The organism is Empedobacter sp. UBA1574, from assembly GCF_002322895.1.
GTDB lineage: Bacteria > Bacteroidota > Bacteroidia > Flavobacteriales > Weeksellaceae > Empedobacter > Empedobacter falsenii_B.
In genome coordinates this window covers 124953-148516 of sequence record NZ_DCOI01000002.1, presented here as the reverse complement: position 1 = coordinate 148516, position 23564 = coordinate 124953, and the positions used below count along the sequence as shown (strand labels likewise).

Genomic DNA, 23564 nt, shown 5'->3' with positions numbered 1-23564 from the left:
TTTTTCAGTCCTAAAAAGACATTAAAAACCGTATGCACGTCCCGCATTATCTATTCTGTTAATTAATTTTTCTAAAAGTGGTAAAACACTTCTCGTGTTGTAGTCTATGTTGGCCAATCTATCCAAACTATTTAGGAGTATTTTGTTCGAATCAATATTAATGGTTACAAGTTCCTTTTGAAGAATACGAATAGCGTTAAATTGACCTAATAAAGCATTGCCTGTTTCTTCCGACATCCCTTTTATCGCTCCAGCCATTGCTGTTTCGTTTGGATCAATAATATCCTTAAACAAGTCGGAATACTGATCTAACATTCCTGTAAAGTTTTGGGATATTTCTTTGATTTTATCCTTGAACGCCTGCTGTTCTTCTGGAGATAATCCATTGAAATTAAAAGTACCATCTTTAGAACCTCCCATATCTTCATATAGCTTGTCGAGCGCGGCTTGTAATTGTTTTTCAAGGAATTGTTTTTTAAGTTGATTTAAAACAGCATTCTTTAAAACATTGTTTGCAACCTCAGCGAATGCCTTTGCCGCATCTTCACCTTTTCCAAATGCTTCGACAAGAGCATCACCTAATTCAGTGGCTAAATCCTTTGCATTTGTTTGTACAACATCTTCTGCGATTTCCTCAAGTAAATCTTGAATAGTTTTTTTAGAATCTCGTAGAGCATCTTCCCATTCTTTGATTTTTCCGTTATCCTTTTTCTTTTTACCTTTTTCAAGCTCAATCATTTTCTGATATTCAATCTGCTGTTGTTTCAGATTTTCAATCATTTGTTTTTGACCTGAATAAACATCGGAACCAAGTGCTCGTTTAGCAGCGTCTTCTAAATCTTTATAAGAATTAGTTAAATCATCAACTGCTTTTTGGTGATTTTTAATTTGTTTTTCTTTCTTCTTATCTTTTGAGAAGATGTTTGAAAGAAATCTTGCGATAGCTTGTGCGGCTTGAAGTGCAGCAGATATAATTGCAAGAATTACTGACGCTTTTTCAAGTGCTGAAATCCCTTCTTTTGCAGATTTGACAGTCGCTTTAATTGCAAGAGCAGAAGATATTGTTGTTGTTACAGCCTGCAAACCTGCTTTAGCAGTTTCACCTAAGCCATCTTTTAAAACTCCTGTAGATTTTAAAGCGTCATCAATGAATTCAAAACTTCCATCCAACGCTTTTTGAACTCTATCCCATTTTTGAACAATACTATCAGTATTGTCTTCAGTACCTTCTTCTGCTTTTGTAAATAAATCAGCAAAACCTTTAGCTAATTCGCCAAATGGATTTTTTTCGATTAATATTTTTCGTGCTTGTCGGAGTTGTTTTAAAATTGCGTTTAGATCAATAGGATTAAACTTACCTTTCAATTGATTAAATTTAGTCTCGATTTCTTTAATTAAATTATCAATCTGAACAACAGACATTTCATCCATATTAGAAAATAACATTGCCCATTCTTCTGAATTCATCAATTGATCTTTCAGAATATTTGAAATCTCATCATTTGCTTGTTTATTAATCTGAGAGATGCGTGCTGTATCGTTATTTTTTTGAGCTGTAGCTATGTCTTTTTGAAGCTTATCTTCAATCGCTTTGATTTTATCACTATAAGATTGATACTCAGAAATTAGTTTATTGTAATCTACATCATTAGTGACGTTCTTAGTTTCAATTGTTCTTTTGTTTTCGTTAAAATCAATTATATTTTGAGTGTCAAGAATTTCTTTTTTAAGTTTTAAAATTCGCTCTTCAATCTTAATTCTTTCGTCAGTACCTTCTGTAGAAGAATTTGCTGAAATAGTTAGTTTTCCAATCTCTGCATTCGCATCATTGATTTTCTTTTTAAGCAAGAATAATTGTTCATCAAACTTTTTATTGATTGTATCCAAAGGCGTGTATTCCTCTGTCAGAGTCTTAATTAAATCTTTTACAGCATCATCTGCCTTTTTGATATTCTCAATCTCCTTTTCATCAAGAAACTTTAATTTATCGATACTTATCTGATCAGTATTTCCTTGTAGTTTTAATTTTTCTTCTTGTATTTTACCAAGAACCTCTAAAAGATTTTCAGATTCAGAAATAGAGTTTTCAATCCCTTCTTTGAATTTATCAAATGCATTGTAATCTATTGTTTTTAATAATTCATCATTTATAAATTGAAGTTGTTTGACTTGCAATGCAGATTTGTTTGAAGTCTCTACAAGTTGTTTTTGTAATCTTCTTAAAAACTCCTCGTAAGTTGCTCCACTTTTAGAAAGTGATTCATATTGAATTTTACCAGAATTTTTTAAAACTAAATCATCTGAATTCATATAATCGACAAAACGCTCATAATCTTCCTTTACAGATTGAATATGTTTCTTGTACATCTCAAATGGATCATCGGATTTTTTGGCTGAGGTTTTGTTTTTATTTTCACCCGAAATAGTTTGATCAATCTCAGTAACGACATTTTCAATATCTGCCTGACTTTTAATTAATTCTTTTTCAAAATCCATTAACTGAGCGTCGTATTGAGAAATTTCAATATGTTTTTTTTCAAGTCCAAAACCTATATATAAATCTTTAGCTCTTTGCTGTATCTTATCTTTTGTTTTTAAATATTTTCCCTCTTTTTTCTCTACATAACTCAAAACATCTGCATAATTTTTCAAACCTTTTATCTCGTCGTAATTATACTTAATTTTAAGTGCTGTTGATTCAGCCCAATTCAAATAATCATCAGCCGTTTTATTTGAAGTTTCAATTCTCTTATTTACAATCTCATCATATTTCGCCTGGAAAGCCTTAGCCTTTGCATTCTTTAATAATGCAGTAGAATATGCATCTACTGCCTTTACAGCTAACTGAGTATTAATGTTCTCTAAATTTAGATTACCTAAATACTGAGGAGATATTTCGTTTATTTTTTTTATTGCTCTTAAACGCGCCTCTTTTGAAAGAGTTTCATCTTTAGCAATTGCAATTAATCGATTTACCTCATCTTGTTCAGATTTAACTGACTTAGTAGCGTTTTCGGTTGCCTCACTAATATTGTTTTGCATCTTTTCAGCGTGACTAAGCTCAGAATTCAAATTATACAATACAGCAATTAAACCCGCAAGAGCTGCTGCAGCAATCGCATAAGGATTTGCAGATACAGCCATATTGAAAAGTAATTGAGCATCTTTCGCACTTCGAATAGAAGTTGCTAATTGCAAAAACGCCTGTACGTTTCCAAGAATAACTTGCGCTCTTTGTAATGCGATTGTAGCAATCAAGGCAGTCTTGTATGCACCATAGGTAGCAATTAAAATACCTAAAACCTTTCCTATTTCTTGATAATGTTCAACAACGTAAGACGCACCACTTATAACATCTGTTATAAATTCTTGCGAATCAGTTCCGATTTTGTTAAACATTTGTTCGATCTCATCTTGAAGTTTAGCAATTTGACCAGATATAGTTTTGGATTTGTTTTCCATCATGTTGTAAAATAATCCTCCTTGATCCGTTAAATCTTTAAGAACTTTCTCAACATCTTTGAAACCTACTTTTCCCTCAGAAACCATGTCAGCAACAGCAGATTGAGCTACTCCCATATTTTTAGCAATCATAGCAATCATTGGAACTCCCGCCTCAGTAAATTGACGCAAATCGTCACCCATTAATTTACCTTTAGCCTTTACTTGTCCATAAACTAAAATCAAACGCGACAAAGGAACATCAAGACCACTCGAAATATCTCCAAGCATCGAAAGAGTTTCTGTAAGTTTTTCAGCCTCGACTTGGTACGCTAAAAGTTGTTTTGCACCTTTTGAAACTTCACTAAATTGTAAGGGCGTGTTCTTTGCGAGTTCAATCATTTCTTGCATCAATGCATTTCCTTTATCAGCTGATTGTAACATTGTATTGAAAGAAATTTCTGTTTGCTCGAACTCTCCTCTAATTTTTACCATTTGCGTGATAAAATTTTTTGCTGCATCAACAGAAAGAAACGCACCTACACCAATAGCAAGATTATTTACTGATACAGACGACTGATTGAAATTATTTCTAAGATTGAGGTTAAATTCTGAAACCGCTCGATTTGATTCACGAATTGCATTTAAAAAAGGAGCATTATTTAGCTCAAGGGTAAATCCTAATCTTCCATTACTTATATCCATTAATTAATTTTAAAATAACATTTCAAAATTATTAACCGATATACCATTAATAGACTAAAAACAAAGAAGATAAAAACGAGTTACATCTTATATTTTTCGTAAATTTATAGTCAAATTCACATAATAGAATTGTCAATTTTAATAAAGGAAAAACATATAAATGAACGAATTTTTATACTTAAACAAATACAAAATTAATGTAAGCGCATATACTTTTAATGCTGATTCAAAGAATGATTTTTTTGATATATATAACATTAAACTCCAAAATGAAGATTTTAAAGAAAAAGATAATAGATTTTTTGCTCTTTCATTTCCAAATAAAAACTATTTTAAGGAACTGGGTTCAATTCATAAACCTAATATTAAAAGACTAATTCTTAATAATCTAACAAAATTTAGTAAAGACAGATTTATAAATCTATTTAAAACTGAAAATGATAATTTGTACTACGGATCAATTAGAATAAACCAAACAAACAAAAAACAAAAGTCATTAGTATTACTTCAATACTATAAAAAAACAAACGAAATGATTTTGATTGTTATCGAAGATTTCTTTCCAGAAGTAAAGTCAAATATATGTAAAGAAGTTTTTGAGATAAATAACTCTATAATAGAACGAATAGACGATTTACTTAACTATTAACAAGGAAATGGTCGAGCGATACGCACGCACGAGGTTGATTGAAGTTAATAATTTACAGTTCTCGGAGTCTATAAAAAAGGAAGGTTTTTCTGAGGTCATTACACGTATGCGTGAAGCAAGATTTTGAACTAAAGATTTTTCTACAGTCATTACACGTGTGCGTGATATAATTTCCAGAATTTTTGGAGTCCATACGTACAGGTAAAGAAAGAAAGTTTATAATTTCTTAAGTCTATAAAAAAGAAAGATTTTTCCGTTGTCATTACGCGTACGCGAAATGATTTTCCAGAATTTTCCGAGTCCTTACATACGTACATGAAAAAGGAAATTGGATAAGATTTTAAATTTAAAACTACTTTTTTGCAAATCGTTGTCAATCGGTTGTCAAAAATTAATAAAAAAAACCTCAACTAATTGAAGTTGAGGTTTTTCAGTACTCGGAGTGGGAATCGAACCCACACTCCAAAGGAACACGAGTTTGAGTCGTGCGCGTCTACCAATTCCGCCATCCGAGCCTTTATGGACTGCAAATATAATGTTAGTTTATTTATTTTTCCAACTATTTTTTAAACTTTTTACAGAATTATTTCTAACGTATCGTAAGCCAAATGTTTACCTTCTGGTAATTTTTCCTCTACTTCATCATGAAATCCCAAATGATGCGAAATATGTGTAAAATATGTCTGCTTTGCACCTATCAAATCCGAGTATCGTATGGCTTCATCTAATAATATATGCGAAAAATGTTCTTGTTCTACTCGTAGCGCACTAATGATTAAAACTTCTACTCCACGTAATTTCTCAAGCGATTCTGTCGGAATTGTTTTTACATCTGTCAAATAAGCAATTTTATCATCAATCAAATAACCCAAAATAGGCAAAGGTCCATGCAAAACTTTTATTGGTTCAATCGTAAATCCAACAACCAAAAATTTTTCATCTTCCACAACATTCTCTATCACCGTTGGCACTCCAGGATATTTATGTTCAGCAAACATATATGGAAATCGATTATGTAATTCATCCAACACTCGTTTCAAACCATAGACATTCATATCTTCTCCAGATTTGAAAACCAACGGGCGAATATCATCCAATCCTAAAACATGGTCATTATGCTCGTGTGTATACAGGATTCCGTCCAATCTATGCGCATTATAACGTAACATTTGTTGTCTAAAATCTGGTCCACTATCTATCGTAATAATCTTTCCATCCTTTTCTAACAACAAAGAAGAACGCAAACGTTTATCTTTTTGATTTGTTGACAAACATACCGGATGATCGCTACCAATAATCGGAATTCCTTGTGAAGTCCCTGTTCCTAAAAAATGTATTTTTATATTTGATTTAGCCATAATGATTTGGTAAATTTACCACAAACTATTTGAAATTAAAATATGGCATTAGAACAAGTTCTTACTCCTAAACAAAAAGCTTTAGAGATCAATTTGAATCCGAAAATATACGGTTCTTTTGCAGAAATTGGAGCAGGTCAAGAAACCGTTCGTTTTTTTTATCGCGCAGGTGCTGCTTCGGGTACTGTTGCAAAAGCGATGAGTGCTTATGACAAAGAAATGTCCGATTCTATATATGGTGTAGAAGAAAATCGTCGTTATGTGACACAAGCTCGCCTTAAAAAAATGTTGGATCATGAGATGGAATTGATGAAAGAGCGTCTAGTCCACGATCACTACAAAGAAAAAGCATTTTTCACCTACGCAAATACGGTAACAACAATTGATTATTCAAAGAAAAATGAAGGTCAAGGTTGGATAGGTTTACGTTTCAAGTTAAATGCAGAAGATGAAAAAGCAAACGAGATTATTTTTCATGTAAAATTCAAAGAAAATACGGCTCAATTGCAACAAGAAACTTTAGGTGTTTTGGGTGTTAATTTGATTTATGGCGCTTATTATTACTACGATAATCCCCGAAAATTAATAAAATCTTTATACGATACGTTGGATAAAGATCAATTAGAAATTGACATGATTAATTTCCGTGGACCACAATTCAAATATGTTGATAATCGTTTGATGTCGCTTCAATTGGTTAAAAATGGAATGACTGATGTTGCGGTTTTCAATCCACAAGGAAAAAATATTTTACCTGCCGATTTATTATACAAGAAAAATATCTTCGCTGTTCGTGGCTCTTTCCGTCCTTTTATGAATGTAAATATGGATATGTTCAAAGGTGGTTTAGAAATTTTCAAACAAGAAGATGATGTTAGAACAGATAATACCGAAATTTTATTTGAGATTACGCTTTCTAACTTGATTGCTTCTGGTTTTGAAGGCGAATTGAATGAACGAGATTTTTTAGATCGCGCTGATATTATTGGTAGTTTAGGTTACAATGTTATCATTTCTAACTTTTCTGAATATTATAAATTAGTTGATTATTTCTCGAAATTTACTCGAAATCAAACCAAAGTTGGTTTAGCGATGGGTGTTAATAATTTGGTCGAAATTTTCAATGAGCAATATTATGCCGATTTACCTGGCGGAATCATGGAAGCTTTCGGAAAATTATTCAAGAAAAATGTAAAAGTTTATTTGTATCCATATTTAGACAAAGAAAAAGATATTTTGTTGACGTCGAAAAATCTACAAGTAAGTGATAGCGTACACGAATTGTACAAATATTTCTTGTATAATGGAAGAATTCAAGATATTTTGAATTACAACAGAGGTTATTTAGATTCTTATTCGCGTCGAATTTTAGAAAAAATTGCAAATGCTGAGCAAGATTGGGAAAATGAATGTCCAGAAGGTGTTGCTGACATGATCAAAGATCGTGGAATGTTTGGCTATAAATTGAAATATATTTTAGAATAAATTATTCGTATATCAATCTGAATTCGTTTCACATTCTCATCATAAACAATATTCGATTTTGAAATAAATTCAACATGACAAAACAAAACCCACGAAAGGAAAAGTAATTTCGATATCAGAATTTGATAAAGTAGAAGAAGAATATTATCAAAAAATACAAGAAAAAAACAGGAGTTGATAAAGATAATTAACAAAAAAAACGGTTCAAAATTGAGCCGTTTTTTTGTTATTTTACTACTGCATTTACATTCTTCGCATTCCGCCTTCTCTTGGTCGGTCTCCGTCTCCACCTTTTGTAGATTTTCCACCAAACTGATTTAAGTTGAATGTTAACGAGAACATCACAAAACGAGTCAGAATATTATTGCGTTGATCGATTGTTGATTCCGCTGTAATTGTACGCGTATAACTGTTATTTTGATTCAATAAATCGTAAACTTTAACACCAGCCTCCAATTTATCATCGAAGAAACGATACATCAAACTTGTATTCCACAAAAAGAAATCACGCTTGAAACCTGCTGCCATTCTCGAGTTATAATTGTAACTGAAATCATTTGTCCAAGTCAAATTTTTAGGAAAAGTAGAAATAGTTTTAATTCCGAAATTGTGCGTAATATTATTTTGATTATCAATTGAGTAATTGACATATTTAGAATTTGTGAAGTTCAAACGATAAGAAGGTGAAATCGTTAAATAATCACCATAATCCCAGTTTAATCTCAATGTAGGTGATAAAGTTGTATTGTATTGCTCATATTTCACCGCATCTCTAAAACCTTGCGTTAAAGCATAACTCGCCGACATTCCTACATTTACTCTAAATTTATTGATCCCTTTTTGATATTGTTTATTAAAGAAAAAGTTACCATTCAGACGATAATTTCCTTTTACATTTTCATATGTTGTTGTTCGTTTATAAATCGAATAATCCATTTCTGTGTAATTCACAATATTTGATTCGTTGTACGTATAACCTAAGTTAGCATTAAATCCTTGACGAGTTTTACGATCGAAATTGCTAAACATCAAATTGATTCGATGTGCTTTATTGGGATCAAGATCTGGATTACCTTTGAAAACATCTAACGGATCAGTTTCGTCTAAAATTGGTAAAACTTGTGATGTCGAAGCCAAACTTGTCTGATAATTATACATTAAGGAAAGTGAGTTGTTTCCGTTTTGATAACGAATATTTCCCGAAATATCTGGTAAAGTTTTGTTCTGAGTTGAGCTGTAATCATCTGCTTTAAACGTTCCAAAATTTTGTTGATTGTAGATGTTTGCTCCAAAACGAACTGTTGCCGAAATTTTATTTTTGTTCAATAATAATTGAGCATACGGATTAAATTCATTCAATTTGGTTGAATAAAAACGCGTCAAATCATTGTTCAAATTGTCATATTCTCCCGTTACATCATTATAATTCCACGTTCTATTATTGGTTTCAGAATCGGTTAAATTATAAGCAGAACCAACGGCGATTTTCAAAGAATCTGTAATTGGATACGTATATTTTACATCAAAATTGTATTGATTATTTTTCGAAATATTTTTCTCATTGATGTTTCTATAAATATCCGCAATAGTATCATTTGTATATAAAGTTGTCGAATTGATGAACGAATTTCGATCTGTTTTACCAATCGAAATACTTGAATTAAAGTCTAAATAAGATTTATTTTTGAATTTCTGATTAAGTGATAATAATGTATTAAATGTATTCGAGCTTGATTTTCCATTTGAAGTTTGATTCATTTGATTTCTCAAATCACCCAAATCTGAATATGTTTTACTATCCGAAATTGATGAATTTGTAGACGAAGAATTACTAAACGATGGATAAAAATAAATTTTTGTATTGTTTTTCGTCCATTCTAAATTTGTTCCAAAATTATGACCATACGTTTCACTTTTAGTTTTAGAATTCGCATCAGAAGTATAAATATTTTTTGGAGCAAAATTTTCGATGTGTTTATATTGATCATTTTTTGAAAACGAATGATTTAAACGATAATCAGCTCCAATTTTCAAATTATCAGTTAATTGATCGTTATAATTCAATCCAATTGAAGTATTTGTTATTACACCATCAGAACCTCTTCTTCCCATTCCACCACGACCACGCGAACCTTCACCGCTTGTCATTCCAGAAGCTGCAATATCTGTCGAAGAACCAATCAAACTAATTTTCTTTTTATCTTTAAAATAGTTCGCCATCAAATTGCCTTCGTAATGATTATCCGTTCCATAACCCGCCGTGGCTTTGAGCATATAACCTTTTTTTTTATCTTCTTTCAAGGTAATATTTAGCGAAGACTTATTCGATTTCGAACGTTCCCCAGAGAATTTTTCATTTTTCGTTTTATAATCCGAAACCTGAATTTTTTTGATAATATCTACAGGTAAATTTTCTAACGCAACTTTTCCGTCCGTTCCAAAAAATGGTTCACCATCAATCAAAATCTCATTAACATCTTTTCCATTTACCGTAATATTTCCGCTGTCATCCATCTCAAAACCTGGTAATTCTCTCAACAAAGCTTCCAAATTTGCATTCGGTTTTACTTTGTAAGAATCAGCATTATACTCGATTGTATCTTGTTTTACAACAATAGGTTCCACATTTGTTACCACAACCTCATCTAAATCATAAATCATCGGATTAATGATAATTATTCCAAGATCAATATTGTTTTTGATGGATTCGAAACTTTGTTTGAAAACGCCTTCTAAAGGATCATCAATGATTAAATAAACAGGTTTATCTTGTAGATTAACTTCAATTTTGAACGTACCATCATCATTTGTAGATGTAGTAGAAATTTGTGCAGAATCGACTTTGTTGCCTAAAATAACTTCAGAATCAGTTAAAGGAAAATTAAGCACATCCGTTACTTTTCCCGTAATTGTGACTTTTTCTTGTCCAAAAGAAAAAATCGTAATCAAACTAAAAAGAAATGATAGAATATATTTTGTCATGAGATGAATTGGTTTCTTCATCTGTTAGACATCAAATTTTGAGCAAAGTTTAATTTTGATTAAAGTTTTTTCCAACTTTTATCCGAAATTTTATTTAGATCAATTTCAGAAGTTGTGATAAAAAGAGGTGTAATTTCTACAATTCGCTTTACCTGAGTTGTTTTTAGGTTAGATTCTGGACAAAAAGTTTCGATTAAAACAATTTTTTCTGAATCAGAAGAATTGGATTTATAAAGCGTTTTTTGAATTTTTTTATCAATTTTCCAATTTGTACAACTTCCAATACTATAATATTCGAAGGTTAGAAGTGGAAGAAATCCGAAGATAATTCCAAAGATAAACTTCATCACATTCATAAAACTCCATCCGTCTTTCTTTTTGATAGAAAGTAGAAAAAGCACATAAATACTAACTGCGGCAGCAAATGTTAAAAGCTTTGGAAATAGTTTCGCAAAGTCATGATTCGCAAATTCTAAACTGATAAAATCTCCAATCAGAAAGTATCCAATAAACCATATAATAAAAATTGTACAGATGATTAAGATAATATTTCGAAGAGTTTTATTCATTTCGCTTTAAGGTTTGTGTGGTATAAATATAAAAATATTCCTGTCAATAGACAGGAATACTCATACTAAAATAGATTTATTTATAAGATTTCAATAAATTCTCTAAAATTTCGCAGGCACATTCCGCCAAGTTTGTTCCTGGACCAAAGATTGCATCTGCACCATTTTGATAAAGATAATCATAATCTTGACGCGGAATAACACCTCCGACTACGATATAAACATCATCTCTACCTAATTCTTTCAATTGTTTTACAACTTCCGGAACCAACGTTTTGTGTCCTGCAGCCAAAGAAGAAATTCCTAAAATATGAACATCATTCTCTACAGCTTGTTTCGCAACTTCTGCTGGCGTCTGGAACAATGGAGAAATATCCACATCAAATCCCATATCCGCAAAAGATGTTGCAACGACTTTCGCACCACGATCGTGACCATCTTGTCCCATTTTTGCCACCATAATACGAGGACGGCGTCCGTCTTCTTCAGCAAACTCGTCAGCTAAATTACGAGCTTCCTCAAATTTATTCATTTTACCTGCTTCCATAGCATAAACTCCTTGAATTCCTCTTGTAATTGCTTTATGACGACCAAAAACAGCTTCTAATGCATCAGAAATTTCACCTAAAGTAACACGACGACGAGCCGCTTCGATAGATAATTCTAATAAATTTCCTTCGCCTGTTTCAGCAGCTTTTGTTAATTGTGCTAAAATATCTTTTACAGCTTCGCTGTTACGCTCCGCTTTAATTTGATTTAATCGATCAATTTGTTTTTGACGAACGGCAGTGTTGTCAACTTCTAAAATTTCGAACTCTTGTTGTTCTAATTTCGAGCGGTAAGCATTTACACCAACAATTGCGACTTCACCAGAGTCAATTTTGGCTTGTTTTTTTGCAGCAGCTTCTTCAATACGCATTTTTGGAATTCCAGCTTCTATGGCTTGCGTCATTCCACCTAATTCGCGAACTTCTTGAATATATTCCCACGCTTGATTTGCCATTTCATTTGTCAAAGATTCAATCATAAAACTTCCTCCAAAAGGATCAGCCGTTCTACAAATTTGAGTTTCTTCTTGTAAAATGATTTGTGTATTACGCGCAATACGAGCCGAGAAATCTGTTGGCAAAGCAATTGCTTCGTCCAACGCATTGGTATGCAAAGACTGCGTTCCTCCTAAAGCAGCAGCTAACGCTTCTATCGCTGTACGACCAATATTGTTATAAGGTTCTTGCTCTGTTAAACTCCAACCAGAAGTCTGACAGTGCGTTCTCAACATTAATGATTTTTTATTTTGAGGCTCAAATTCTTGCATCAATTTTGCCCATAACATACGAGCAGCTCTCATTTTTGCAATTTCTTGAGGGAAATTCATTCCAATCGCCCAGAAAAATGATAAACGAGGAGCAAAATCATCAACTTTCAATCCTGCTTCCAAACCAGTTTTTACATATTCGTAACCATCTGCAAGAGTATAAGCCATTTCCAAAACAGGCGTAGCTCCAGCTTCTTGCATGTGATAACCCGAAATAGAAATCGAATTGAAGCGAGGAATTTTTTGAGAAGTATATTCGAAAATATCTGCAATAATTTTCATTGAAGGAGTTGGCGGATAAATGTATGTATTACGCACCATGAACTCTTTCAAAATATCATTCTGAATTGTACCAGAAAGTTGATCTTGCGAAACACCTTGCTCTTCTGCAGCTACAATGTAAAAAGCTAAAATAGGAAGAACAGCTCCGTTCATTGTCATCGAAACCGAAATTTTATCCAATGGAATTTCATTGAACAAAATCTTCATATCTTCTACAGAATCTATCGCAACGCCAGCTTTACCTACATCTCCTACAACACGTTCATGATCTGAGTCGTAACCGCGGTGAGTAGCCAAATCAAAGGCAACAGAAAGCCCTTTCTGACCAGCAGCTAAATTTCTTTTATAAAAAGCATTCGATTCTTCTGCAGTAGAAAAACCTGCATATTGGCGAATTGTCCAAGGTTGACGAACATACATTGTCGTATAAGGACCGCGTAAATATGGGGCAACTCCGGGTAAAAAGTTAATCTGTTTCAGATTTTTTACATCATCGTAATTGTAATCACTTTTGACTTGTAAACTATCTAATTCAAATGACTCTATATGTGATGGATTAGAATTTAGATTTCGTTTAAATCTTAAATTCGAAAAATCTGTTTTGTGATTCATCTTGCTAAGATAAATAATTATCCATTAAATTTTATAAAATTACCAATTTTTGAAACTGCTTTTTTCAACTTTTTGTCAACAAAAGTTGAAAAAACATTTTAATCGAGTTTTTTGGTAAAATTATTGATTTAATTTGATTATCAGTAAATTAAAAACACACAAAAGTAATTATTATGAAGTTAGATTTTAACAATAAAAACATTCCAGAGATTTTAAGTGAATTTCAGGATAAAAATACCTTTCAATGGCAAAATGATATTTTTGATTTGATGAAAAAGATCGATTCAAAAGAAGAAAAAGTTAATTTTCATTATTCGAGAGAAGATAATGTTTATGTATCGAATTTTGATCCTCGATTTGTAAATGAAACGTTTCATTCGTTAAATAATTTTTTAGGATTGAAAAAAGGAGATTCTACACTTTTAAGTTCATCGGTTTTAGAAAATGAAGGAGAAATTTCATTGGTTCAAGCCATAGAAGGAGGTTTTGATTTGTATTGTCATGAAGATTCGGATAAAGTGAAGATTCCATTAACAGACGAAAGTCAAGACGAAATAGGATACGCATTAAATTATGCTTATTTGACAAAGAAACAGATTGAAAATTCTTTTGAAGATTTGGCTAGAATCGAAAAAATTGCAATCGAAAGTGATGATTTGTCAAATGATTTGAAAAGTAAATTGAATGATCAAACGAAAACCAGTTTTTATCAAGTTTTTACCGCGAATGGATTTCCAATTGCAGTAAAAAAAATAGATGAAACAGATTATACAGTTTTAGATAAAATAGAACTTTCGGAAGATGAAAAAGGTAATTTAGTCTTGAATTCGCCTTACGAAAAAGAATCACTAAATTTATATAGACAGGCTGTTGTTTCGGATGATCAGAAAAAGTTTAGATGGATTTCTGGAAATGAATGTAAGTTGAATAGGAAAGATGTGGTGAATTTAGAATTGATTGAAGAAAAATTAAAACCATATATCGATTATAACTTTATTGTGATTGCTTTTCCGAAAAAAGGATCTACAGAAGATGTAATTTCTTTGGTAATAGAAAGTCGATTTGCAGAACATGTTGATATTCCAAAAAGTGAATTAGAACCTTATGAAGTTCCGCAACAAACATTTTTTATCGGAGATTTTCCGAAAAGTAATGATAAAGCTGCTATACGTGCAGAGTTAATTAGATTGCTGAAAGAATCCAATAAAAATAATTAATTAAAAAAGGGATACGACATCGTCGTATCCCTTTTTTAATTTAAGCAATAAACAATTTTTAGTATTGAATATCAATTAAAGATTTTAACGGAATCAAAACTCCATTCTTAATTTGTAGAAATTTATCCGTAACAGACCAAACAGTTGTCTCAATTTTTTTAGGACCTTGATCTGTTTGAAATGTAATATATGCTTTCGATTTGAATTCGTTTCCTAATCTTACTGCGCCATTCAATTTGTTTGCCTCTACCGTTACTTCGTCTTTTGGCGCGTCTAAAAATTTATAGTTTCTTACTTCTTCTTTTTCGATAAGTTCTGCTTTCATCATTTTTTTAAATTTTGGTTAATTTAATCTTCCATAACACATGTATGAAATTAATCATATTTTTCAATAAACCATAACTTTCGTCATATTTTTTTGAACTTAATTAGAATTATTCAAAATACAGACCAAAATCAATTTTATGAAATTAAAATTTCATTAGAATATTAATCTTTTCTTCAACATATTAATCTGAAATAATATTATAAAAATCACTAAATTTGTAGAATGTCAGACGAAAAGAAATTTAAATCCGGTTTTGTAAATATCATAGGAAATCCAAATGTTGGAAAATCTACTTTGATGAATATGTTGATGAAAGAGCGTTTGGTTATCGCAACACACAAAGCGCAAACTACACGTCATCGTATCAAAGGTATTTTAACGGGAGAAGATTATCAGATTGTATTTTCGGATACGCCTGGTGTTTTGGATCCTGCTTATGAACTGCAAACAAAAATGATGGATGCAGTAAATGAATCGTTGGTGGATGCTGATGTGATTCTTTATGTTGTAGAAATTGGAGAAAAACGATTGAAAAATGAACAAGTTTTCGAACGTCTGCAAAAAACATCTACACCAATTATTTTATTATTGAATAAAATTGATACAGCTACGCCAGATCGATTAAATGAAGCAGTAGAATATTGGCACGAATTATTACCAAAAGCAGAGATTTTACCTATTTCGGCAAAAGAAAACGTGAATGTAGATTTGTTGATTAATAAGATCAAAGCAATTATTCCAGAAGGGCCACAATATTATCCAGAAGATCAATTAACAGACCGTTCGGAGCGTTTTATTGTAAACGAAGTAATTCGCGAAAAGATTTTATTAAACTATCAAAAAGAGATTCCTTATTCTGTTGAGGTAGTAACAGAGCGTTTCAAAGAAGATTTGAATTTAATTTCTATCGAAGCTGAAATTTTTGTAGAACGCGATTCTCAGAAAGGAATTATTATTGGACATAAAGGAGAGTCTTTATCGAAAGTAGGAAAAGAAGCAAGAGAAGAGTTAGAAAAATTCTTTGATAAAAAAGTATTCTTGAAACTTTTCGTGAAAGTGCGAAAAGATTGGAGAAGCAAAGAGAATGATTTGCGTCGTTTTGGTTATTAAAAACGGTTAAAAAATAGATAAGTCTTGAGAAATCAAGACTTTTTTTGTGGCTTTACCTAAATTTTAGTTGTAAATTTATAGAACAAAATCTATTCTAGAATTTAATTATTATGGCTAAAATATTATTTCCAACCGATTTTTCGGAAACAGCGAACAATGCTTTTTTGTATGCGTTAAACCTTGCAAAAGTTCTTAAAACAGATATTAAGTTAGTTTCGGTACAATCAAATCTTAAAAATTATCTTGAAGTTACAGAAGAAAACTTCGAAAATTATATCAATAAACTTAAAAATATTGCAAAAGAAAATAACCTTGAACACGTTAAAATAGAGAGTTCTTTGGTTGTTGGAGATTTATTGTTGATGATTTTGGATATTATCAACAAAGACGATATACAATACGTGGTGATGGGAACGAATGGGCAAAATAGTTTAGGCAAAAAGTTTTTTGGTTCTAATACCGTAAACGTCATTAACAATTCGCCTGCGCCTGTGTTGGTTGTTCCAAATAATGTAAAATTTAAAGAAGAAAGAAATTTTGCATATGCTACATTGTTTAATCAAAAAGAAGCAAAAGCTTTGGCGCAAATGGAAGAAGTGACAAAACGTTACGATAAATTGTTAAACATTGTACATGTTGATGATAAATCGATTACTCCACAAATGTTAAGCGTTAAAAAAGAATGGGAAGAAGAATATCCTGAAGCGATAATTACAATTGAACCGAGCAAAGATGTAGAAGGTGGTTTAATCAATTATTGTACAAAAAACAATATCGATGTATTAGGCGTTGTTCACCGTGAATTATCATCTTTCGAAAGATTATTTACAATCAATCATAGCCAACGATTATTGTCGAGTGCAAATGTAGCGTTATTGGTTTTTCAGGAAAGTAAATAAATTAAAAACATAAAACTTAAAGCGGAGAATTCTCCGCTTTTTTGATTGGCTAAATTTTTGCAACAAATTTCTCAAAACACTTTTATGACGGAACTTCAGAAAATACAAAACCTCAAAAAACATAAAGCAATTGCAACAGGATTATTCATTTTGATGGCTTTTATTTACTTTTTGATGGTTTATCTAAGTCAGCATTCATCTGCGAAATGGATTGGATATGTGGAAGCATTTGCCGAAGCAGCAATGGTTGGTGCACTTGCCGATTGGTTTGCGGTTACGGCTTTGTTCAAATATCCGCTTGGACTTAAAATTCCGCATACAAATTTGATCGAAAATAGTAAAAATGCGATTGGAGATAATTTGGGACAGTTTGTAACTGAGAATTTTTTGACACCATCTACAATTCGTCCATATATCGAGAAATTAGAAGTTGTAAAATACGCAGCAGATTGGTTGAATAAAGCTACGAATCAAGAAATGTTGCAAGAAGAATTGATTAATTTCTCCAAGAAAATTGTCAAAGATTTAGATGATAAAGATGTCGTTGATTTTATAACCTTGAAAGGTGATGAGATTTTGAAACAATTTGATTTACCTGAATTAGTTTCGTCAAGTTTAGAATATATTTTAGAAAAGGAAAAACACGACGAAATTTTAGAAGCAATCATTCCAAAAGCGAAAGAGTATATCTTAGAAAGTGATTTGATTATTAAAGATAAATTAAATGAAAAACATCCTGTGATTTCATTTTTTGCTGGTAAAAAAATATCGAAAGGAGTAGTGGAAGGTGTGGTGAGTTTTTTGGATGAGGTTGAAGCGGACAAAGAGCATCCAATTCGTCATAATATCGAACGAATTATCCGAGAAAATATTCAGAATATAAAAGAATCTCCTGATTGGAAATTTAGGTTAGAATCGCTTCGAGATGATTTTATCACAAAAGAACGATTGAATGATTATGCTTTGGATTTGTGGTTGGCGATTAAACAAAATTTGACCGAAAGTTTTGATGATGAAAATTCTGCAATGCAAGTTTACATTAAGAAAAATATAAAAAAATTGACCGAAAATTTGAACGATAACCAAGAAATGATTGATAAGATTAATGGTTGGGTGCGTCATTTTATTTACCGTATGATTTTACGAAATGTCAAAGAAATGGAAAGCTTGATTAGTAATACGGTTGATAAATGGGAAGGAAAAGAATTGAGCGAAAAGCTAGAATTGGAAGTTGGAAAAGATTTGCAATTTATTCGGATTAACGGGACGCTGGTTGGTGGACTTGTTGGTTTGGTTATTTACACGATTACGCAATTGGTATTTCATTAAAATATAAAAGCTCGAGAATTTCTCGAGCTTTTTCAATTAACAACTATAAATATTACTTAACTATGTTAAGTTTTTCATCTGCTTTCCAAATTCTATATTCTAAAGTATAGCCTTTTGGTACGTAAACTACGATTGGTAATTTGCTATTGTAACGCGTCTGCAAAGATTGAGCATGTACAATTTTTTCGACAGATTTATTGTCAAAACATCCCATTAAAGTTCCTGCTATATTTCCATCAGTTTCGAAATTAAAATAATCATAACCCCAACCATCAACAGTTTTTTGATCAAAATTTCCACTTAAGAAAAATTGATTACAAGAATCAACCTTTGTTTTTTTCCCAGCAAATATTTCAACTAAATAGTTTTCTTCATTGGCTTGTGGTTTTAAAGTGATAATTTTCTGTTCATATCCATCTTTTGCTTTTGGATACATTGAATAATCTATTTTCATATTTTTTTGTGCGAATGTTACCATAACCATTAATAATGCTAAAACGCTAAATACTTTTCTAAATTTCATACTAATCTGATTTTATTTGTTTTTCTATTAGTAAGATGCAAAAGTTAGGTGAATGGTTGTGTGAGGAAATGTTAAATATTTGTGAAATAAAAAAAGACAATCAAATTGATTGTCTTTTTTGCTCCTCCTCTTGGGCTCGAACCAAGGACCCTCTGATTAACAGTCAGATGCTCTAACCAACTGAGCTAAGGAGGAGTATCGTTATCGATATTGTGTTGCAAATATAGAGCAAATTTTATTACTTCCAAATCTTAAAAGTATTTTTTTTCGTTCTACAAGTCGCATTAATAGGCAACTCTTTGAAAATGAATTAGAAATAATTTAAAAAAATTTATTCATAATGACGAAAAATTCCTTGTTGTGTTGCCGTCCACAATGATCCTTCTTTATTTGCTGCTTTTAACGCGCTTGCAGCCCACGTATTACACGTAAAAAATAAGCTATAACTTCTTTTTGCTTCGTAAAACGAATCACTATCTCCATAAACAGCATCTGTTTTTATTAATTCGACTTTGTTATTTTGATCCAAATCAAATGATTGCTTGATGTAAACAATTAATTTTTGATACTCTTCTACACTCAAATCAACTCTTTTACAATCGTCATCTATCGTCATATTATCATAAAAAGTAGTATGCATCGCCGAATCTCCTAACCAAAATGCAGCGTTGAAAGCTGTAGAAAATTTAAGATCTTTCCATTCTGGTGTATCCAAATAAAAGCCTTTATCTCCCCAACCAAAGGCAATATATTTGTATTCTTTTTTCGATTTTGTATGCGAAAAAGGCACAAAAGTAGACCAATCAATCGTTTCAGATTTTACTGGAACCACAATATCCGTATGTACGCCATTTGTCAAAATATACGCTGTGATTTGATCATTAGACTTCTCTTTTTGTTTGTTTACTGGAATTAATGGCAGCAAAACTACTGCAAGTAAATACACCACAATTAGTAAAACTAAAGCTTCTAAAGTTTTGAGAAGAATTCGGAATATTTTTTTCATAGTATTTTGTTGTGTAACGAATATAAAACAAAAAACCTCGCAATTGCGAGGTTTTTCTTAATTTGATTCGTTGTAAAGTGTATTATGATCTTTGTCCAAGAAATTAAATTGTAAGTATTTGTACGCATCTCTTGGTACAATCTTAATCCACTTTTTATGCTTAAAAAACCATTTCATCTGAATGCTTGGCAATCCATGTTGTAAATAAGCAGCTACGAAAGGATGCACGTGCAACGACATTTTTCGTAAATCCTTATCTTTTCTATCAAGGATATTCAAGAGCACTTGTTCAATTTTATCAATTGTAACAATAGGTGCTTCAACTTCATTCGATTCTTGGTTCGGATTTTCTTCAGTTGTTATAAAGTTCACTTCTGGGCGAACACGTTGTCTTGTTATCTGAATCAATCCAAATTTACTTGGTGGCAAAATCTTATGTTTTGCTTTATCTTTCGCCATTTCAGCTCGCAAATGCTCAAACAATTCTTTTTTATGTTCTGCATCTGTCATGTCAATAAAATCGACCACAACAATTCCTCCCATATCACGTAAACGCAACTGACGTGCAATCTCAGAAGCAGCAATTTTGTTAACCGCAAAAGCTGAATCTTCTTGATTTTTAGAATTTCGCGAAATATTCCCCGAATTCACATCAATTACATGTAACGCTTCTGTATGTTCAATCACAAGGTAAGCGCCTTTAGATTGTGGAATAGTTACCGTTTTACCAAAAGCTTGTTTTATTTGTCTTTCGACATTAAACTTTTCAAAAATCGGAACAAATGGATCGTCATATTCTTTTACCAAATTAATTTTATCTGGTGCAATAACTTCCAAATACTCACGCATTTCATCTGCTAATTGGTCATCATCAACAGAGATTTTAACAAAATCATTGTTAAAATTATCTCTCAAAATAGAAGAAGCTCTGTCCATCTCGCTAAGTATTTTAGCTGGGGCTTTCTTTTTCTGAAGATTCTTGAAGATTTGCGTCCATTTATTCAATAAATAAGCTAAATCTGCTTGTAATTCTTCAGCATTTTTGTCTTCTGCTACAGTTCTGATGATTACACCAAAGCCTTCTGGTGTTAATCCATCTAAAATTTTAATTAAACGATCGCGTTCTGGTTTTTGTTTGATTTTTTGAGAAATCGAAACTCGCTCCGAAAACGGAACTAAAACTAAATAACGACCTGCAATTGAAATTTCGGATGTAATTCTTGGTCCTTTCGTATGGATTGGCTCTTTTGTTATCTGAACCAACACAGAATCACCAGGTGCAAAAATATCAGTAATCTGACCATCTTTATCAATTGGTGCTTCCATACGGAAGTTTTTCAATTTTTCGGTTTTGTACGTTCCGTTCGCTACAATTTTATTGTAAGAGTTAGAAGAACGTATTTGTGGACCTAAGTCATGATAATGTAAAAATGCATCTTTCGAATAACCAATGTCAACAAAGGTTGCATTTAAACTAGGAGCTAATTTTTTGATTTTTCCCAAGTAAATATCGCCAACTGCAAACCCATCATTTGCAGTATCTTGATGAAATTCCATCAATCGGCCTTCATCTAAAACTGCGATGCGTACTTGATCAGCTAAGGCTGAAATTACTAATTCTTTACTCATCAAAAAATTATGTTTTTAAAAATGATAAAAGCACTTTCCAAAATTTCCATTGAAAAGTGCTATCTTGTAAAAAGACTAAATTATTAATAGCTTAGCTACTAATTATTTTTTCTTTTTGTGTCTGTTAAGACGACGACGTTTTTTGCGTTTGTGCGTCGCTACCTTATGTCTTTTACGTTTTTTTCCGCTTGGCATGATACAATTATTTTATTGTTATTTGATTACGTTTGCTTCGCTAGTCTTTACATCTTCGATGAAAGTTTTAGCTGGTTTAAATGTAGGAACGTTGTGTGCTGGGATAATGATAGAAGTACCTTTTGTAATGTTTCTACCTGTTTTTTCAGCTCTAGTTTTAATAGTAAAAGAACCAAATCCTCTTAAGTATACATTTTCTCCTTCTACTAATGATTTAATCACCTCCTCCATAAACGATTCTACCACCCTTTGAGTATCGCTCTTTTCAAGTCCTAATTTACCTGAAATGTTATTTACTATTTCTGCCTTTGTCATAATTCCTCTTATTATTCTTAAATTTGAAAGCGGGTGCAAATATAACGATAGTATCCCAACAAAAAAAGATTTTTTCAGTTTTTATGAACTTCAACTATCTGATTTTGTCATATTTTGACAAAAATAAACGAGATTTACCTTGGCGTCATACAAAAGACCCATTTCACATTTGGTTGTCGGAAATTATTCTCCAACAAACAAGGGTTGACCAAGGTATGAAATTTTACAATAATTTCATACAAGAATTTGAGACTATTTTCGATTTGGCAAACGCCGACGAACAAAAAGTCCTAAAACTCTGGCAAGGACTGGGTTATTATTCCCGTGCCAGAAATTTACACTTCACGGCAAAGACGATTGCTGATGAGTTAAATGGACAATTTCCGAATAATTTCAAAGATTTAAAAAAGCTAAAAGGCGTAGGAGATTACACTGCAGCTGCAATTGCATCTATTGTATATAATGAAAATGTACCTGCTGTAGACGGAAATATGTTTCGAGTTTTTGCGCGATATTTTAATATTACAGATGATATAAGTTCGCCAAAAACAAAGAAGATTTTCTGGGATTTGGGTTTAGAAATCATTGATAAAAAACGTCCAGGTGATTTTAATCAGGCGGTAATGGATTTGGGTGCAACAATTTGTACACCAAAACAGCCAAAGTGTGAAATTTGTCCACTTAATGAGTCTTGTGAAGCGCTTCGATTAAATAAAGTCAACGAATTGCCTATAAAATTGAAAAAGACAAAAGTTTCGAATCGTTTTTTACATTTTATTCTCATCGAAAATGAAGATAAAATTGCCTTGTCTAAACGAATTGGAAATGATGTTTGGAAAAATTTATTCACTTTTCCAAAAATAGAAACCGAAACTGACTTGTTGGATAAAGGTTGGATTTTAGATCAAAATCTTGAAAATAATCTAACTTTTATCGAAGAGGAGAAACATATTTTGTCGCATCAAAATTTATTTATAAAATATTGGAAATTAAATGTATCTTTAATAGATATAACAAATTTGAAAGCCGAAAATGATTTTGAAATGATTGCTTTAAATGATCTCGAACATTATCCGCTGCCAAAACCAATAGAAAAATTTATAAATAAACATTATTTGGATTAACTTTGTAAGTAACAAGCCACTAAAAACCTATTACAACTATGAATGGAACAACGAATAAAGTACTTTTGATCGGAAATTTGGGTGATGATGTAAAATTGCATCATTTCGATGAACAAAATTGTATTGGACGATTTCCTATTGCAACGACAGAATCTTACATTTCGAGAACAGGAGAACGAATTACAGAAACAGAATGGCACAATATTGTGACACGCAATAAATTGGCAGAATTATGTGATCGTTATCTGAAAAAAGGAGATAAAGTTTTTGTTGAAGGACGCATCAAAACACGCAAATGGGACGATAACGGACAAACGCGTTATACAACAGAGATCGTAGCAAATTCAATCGAGTTTTTGACACCAAAAATTGACAATGAACAACGTCAAGCCATGCAAAATGATCAGAACAAAGTTCAGCAAAGTCAACAAAACACAACAGTTGTCGAGCCACCTTTTATAGATGAAGGAGAAGACGATTTGCCTTTTTAG

The 23564-nt window shown here is 31.8% G+C and carries 18 protein-coding genes and 2 tRNA genes; 8 read left to right on the top strand and 12 right to left on the bottom strand.

From position 1 onward, the window contains the following. Positions 1 to 21 precede the first annotated feature (21 nt). Positions 22 to 4146 carry a tape measure protein gene (locus B3578_RS00895; RefSeq protein WP_291046351.1) on the bottom strand — a complete coding sequence of 1375 codons (4125 nt, stop codon included), beginning with the start codon at positions 4144 to 4146 and terminating at the stop codon, positions 22 to 24. A 160-nt stretch (positions 4147 to 4306) separates the two neighbouring features. Here B3578_RS00895 and B3578_RS00890 point away from each other — a divergent pair, with 160 nt between their 5' ends. Continuing rightward, entirely contained in the window at positions 4307 to 4795 is a 489-nt protein-coding gene (locus tag B3578_RS00890) for a hypothetical protein (RefSeq protein ID WP_291046349.1), read from the top strand. Between the two features lie 434 nt (positions 4796 to 5229). Here B3578_RS00890 and B3578_RS00885 read toward each other — a convergent pair. Both B3578_RS00885 and B3578_RS00880 read right to left on the bottom strand, forming a co-directional pair. After that, positions 5230 to 5310, bottom strand: a tRNA-Leu gene (locus B3578_RS00885). A 60-nt stretch (positions 5311 to 5370) separates the two neighbouring features. Continuing rightward, positions 5371 to 6153 carry an MBL fold metallo-hydrolase gene (locus B3578_RS00880; RefSeq protein ID WP_291046347.1) on the bottom strand — a complete coding sequence of 261 codons (783 nt, stop codon included), beginning with the start codon at positions 6151 to 6153 and terminating at the stop codon, positions 5371 to 5373. Between the two features lie 42 nt (positions 6154 to 6195). Here B3578_RS00880 and B3578_RS00875 point away from each other — a divergent pair, with 42 nt between their 5' ends. After that, complete coding sequence (locus B3578_RS00875; protein WP_219034246.1) at positions 6196 to 7638, top strand: TonB-dependent receptor; 1443 nt, start codon at positions 6196 to 6198, stop codon at positions 7636 to 7638. A gap of 243 nt (positions 7639 to 7881) precedes the next feature. On the opposite strand, the gene B3578_RS00870 is transcribed toward B3578_RS00875, so the two are convergent. The 3 genes from B3578_RS00870 to scpA form a co-directional block, all read right to left on the bottom strand. Next, positions 7882 to 10641, bottom strand: a complete 2760-nt coding sequence (locus B3578_RS00870; protein ID WP_291046345.1) for an outer membrane beta-barrel protein — start codon at positions 10639 to 10641, stop codon at positions 7882 to 7884. A 38-nt stretch (positions 10642 to 10679) separates the two neighbouring features. Next, positions 10680 to 11189 carry a hypothetical protein gene (locus B3578_RS00865; protein WP_038334805.1) on the bottom strand — a complete coding sequence of 170 codons (510 nt, stop codon included), beginning with the start codon at positions 11187 to 11189 and terminating at the stop codon, positions 10680 to 10682. 76 nt (positions 11190 to 11265) lie between these two features. Beyond that, entirely contained in the window at positions 11266 to 13398 is a 2133-nt protein-coding gene (gene scpA / locus B3578_RS00860; RefSeq protein ID WP_125350662.1) for a methylmalonyl-CoA mutase, read from the bottom strand. Between the two features lie 173 nt (positions 13399 to 13571). Here scpA and B3578_RS00855 point away from each other — a divergent pair, with 173 nt between their 5' ends. Then, positions 13572 to 14615: a hypothetical protein gene (locus B3578_RS00855; protein ID WP_219034248.1), complete on the top strand. Its 1044-nt coding sequence runs from the start codon at positions 13572 to 13574 to the stop codon at positions 14613 to 14615. A 58-nt stretch (positions 14616 to 14673) separates the two neighbouring features. Here B3578_RS00855 and B3578_RS00850 read toward each other — a convergent pair whose 3' ends face one another. Continuing rightward, the gene (locus B3578_RS00850) at positions 14674 to 14943 is read right to left on the bottom strand and encodes a hypothetical protein (protein WP_038334819.1); all 270 of its coding nucleotides are present in this window, start codon (positions 14941 to 14943) and stop codon (positions 14674 to 14676) included. Positions 14944 to 15165: 222 nt separating this feature from the next. Between B3578_RS00850 and era the strand changes: the two genes are divergently transcribed. From era to B3578_RS00835, 3 genes are all read left to right on the top strand, one after another. Then, positions 15166 to 16053: a GTPase Era gene (era, locus tag B3578_RS00845; protein WP_038334822.1), complete on the top strand. Its 888-nt coding sequence runs from the start codon at positions 15166 to 15168 to the stop codon at positions 16051 to 16053. Positions 16054 to 16163: 110 nt separating this feature from the next. Then, entirely contained in the window at positions 16164 to 16952 is a 789-nt protein-coding gene (locus B3578_RS00840; RefSeq protein ID WP_286501683.1) for a universal stress protein, read from the top strand. A gap of 84 nt (positions 16953 to 17036) precedes the next feature. Further along, positions 17037 to 18281, top strand: a complete 1245-nt coding sequence (locus tag B3578_RS00835; protein WP_291046334.1) for a DUF445 domain-containing protein — start codon at positions 17037 to 17039, stop codon at positions 18279 to 18281. Positions 18282 to 18333: 52 nt separating this feature from the next. Here the strand turns inward: B3578_RS00835 and B3578_RS00830 are convergent, their stop codons facing one another. The 5 genes from B3578_RS00830 to B3578_RS00810 form a co-directional block, all read right to left on the bottom strand. Continuing rightward, positions 18334 to 18804: an ecotin family protein gene (locus B3578_RS00830; RefSeq protein ID WP_280045405.1), complete on the bottom strand. Its 471-nt coding sequence runs from the start codon at positions 18802 to 18804 to the stop codon at positions 18334 to 18336. 121 nt (positions 18805 to 18925) lie between these two features. Then, a tRNA-Asn gene (locus B3578_RS00825) sits at positions 18926 to 18999 on the bottom strand. A 136-nt stretch (positions 19000 to 19135) separates the two neighbouring features. Next, positions 19136 to 19810: a TIGR02117 family protein gene (locus B3578_RS00820; RefSeq protein WP_286496157.1), complete on the bottom strand. Its 675-nt coding sequence runs from the start codon at positions 19808 to 19810 to the stop codon at positions 19136 to 19138. A gap of 57 nt (positions 19811 to 19867) precedes the next feature. After that, the gene (locus tag B3578_RS00815; protein WP_221854427.1) at positions 19868 to 21439 is read right to left on the bottom strand and encodes an Rne/Rng family ribonuclease; all 1572 of its coding nucleotides are present in this window, start codon (positions 21437 to 21439) and stop codon (positions 19868 to 19870) included. Between the two features lie 213 nt (positions 21440 to 21652). Continuing rightward, on the bottom strand, positions 21653 to 21949 hold the full coding sequence (locus B3578_RS00810; RefSeq protein WP_019975652.1) for an HU family DNA-binding protein: 297 nt from the start codon (positions 21947 to 21949) through the stop codon (positions 21653 to 21655). A gap of 104 nt (positions 21950 to 22053) precedes the next feature. Between B3578_RS00810 and mutY the strand changes: the two genes are divergently transcribed. Together mutY and B3578_RS00800 are read left to right on the top strand one after the other, a co-directional pair. After that, positions 22054 to 23073, top strand: a complete 1020-nt coding sequence (gene mutY / locus B3578_RS00805) for an A/G-specific adenine glycosylase (RefSeq protein ID WP_291046325.1) — start codon at positions 22054 to 22056, stop codon at positions 23071 to 23073. Between the two features lie 38 nt (positions 23074 to 23111). Beyond that, positions 23112 to 23564: a single-stranded DNA-binding protein gene (locus B3578_RS00800; RefSeq protein WP_038334855.1), complete on the top strand. Its 453-nt coding sequence runs from the start codon at positions 23112 to 23114 to the stop codon at positions 23562 to 23564.

Bases quoted from the DNA above. Each gene is read 5' to 3' on its own strand.
- era (WP_038334822.1), top strand. From the start codon at position 15,166: ATGTCAGACGAAAAGAAATTTAAATCCGGTTTTGTAAATATCATAGGA.
- B3578_RS00855 (WP_219034248.1), top strand. From the start codon at position 13,572: ATGAAGTTAGATTTTAACAATAAAAACATTCCAGAGATTTTAAGTGAA.
- scpA (WP_125350662.1), bottom strand. From the start codon at position 13,398: ATGAATCACAAAACAGATTTTTCGAATTTAAGATTTAAACGAAATCTA.
- B3578_RS00895 (WP_291046351.1), bottom strand. From the start codon at position 4,146: ATGGATATAAGTAATGGAAGATTAGGATTTACCCTTGAGCTAAATAAT.
- B3578_RS00815 (WP_221854427.1), bottom strand. From the start codon at position 21,439: ATGAGTAAAGAATTAGTAATTTCAGCCTTAGCTGATCAAGTACGCATC.
- B3578_RS00820 (WP_286496157.1), bottom strand. From the start codon at position 19,810: ATGAAAAAAATATTCCGAATTCTTCTCAAAACTTTAGAAGCTTTAGTT.
- B3578_RS00835 (WP_291046334.1), top strand. From the start codon at position 17,037: ATGACGGAACTTCAGAAAATACAAAACCTCAAAAAACATAAAGCAATT.
- B3578_RS00840 (WP_286501683.1), top strand. From the start codon at position 16,164: ATGGCTAAAATATTATTTCCAACCGATTTTTCGGAAACAGCGAACAAT.
- B3578_RS00890 (WP_291046349.1), top strand. From the start codon at position 4,307: ATGAACGAATTTTTATACTTAAACAAATACAAAATTAATGTAAGCGCA.
- B3578_RS00870 (WP_291046345.1), bottom strand. From the start codon at position 10,641: ATGAAGAAACCAATTCATCTCATGACAAAATATATTCTATCATTTCTT.
- B3578_RS00875 (WP_219034246.1), top strand. From the start codon at position 6,196: ATGGCATTAGAACAAGTTCTTACTCCTAAACAAAAAGCTTTAGAGATC.
- B3578_RS00865 (WP_038334805.1), bottom strand. From the start codon at position 11,189: ATGAATAAAACTCTTCGAAATATTATCTTAATCATCTGTACAATTTTT.
- B3578_RS00810 (WP_019975652.1), bottom strand. From the start codon at position 21,949: ATGACAAAGGCAGAAATAGTAAATAACATTTCAGGTAAATTAGGACTT.
- B3578_RS00830 (WP_280045405.1), bottom strand. From the start codon at position 18,804: ATGAAATTTAGAAAAGTATTTAGCGTTTTAGCATTATTAATGGTTATG.
- B3578_RS00880 (WP_291046347.1), bottom strand. From the start codon at position 6,153: ATGGCTAAATCAAATATAAAAATACATTTTTTAGGAACAGGGACTTCA.
- B3578_RS00850 (WP_038334819.1), bottom strand. From the start codon at position 14,943: ATGATGAAAGCAGAACTTATCGAAAAAGAAGAAGTAAGAAACTATAAA.
- B3578_RS00800 (WP_038334855.1), top strand. From the start codon at position 23,112: ATGAATGGAACAACGAATAAAGTACTTTTGATCGGAAATTTGGGTGAT.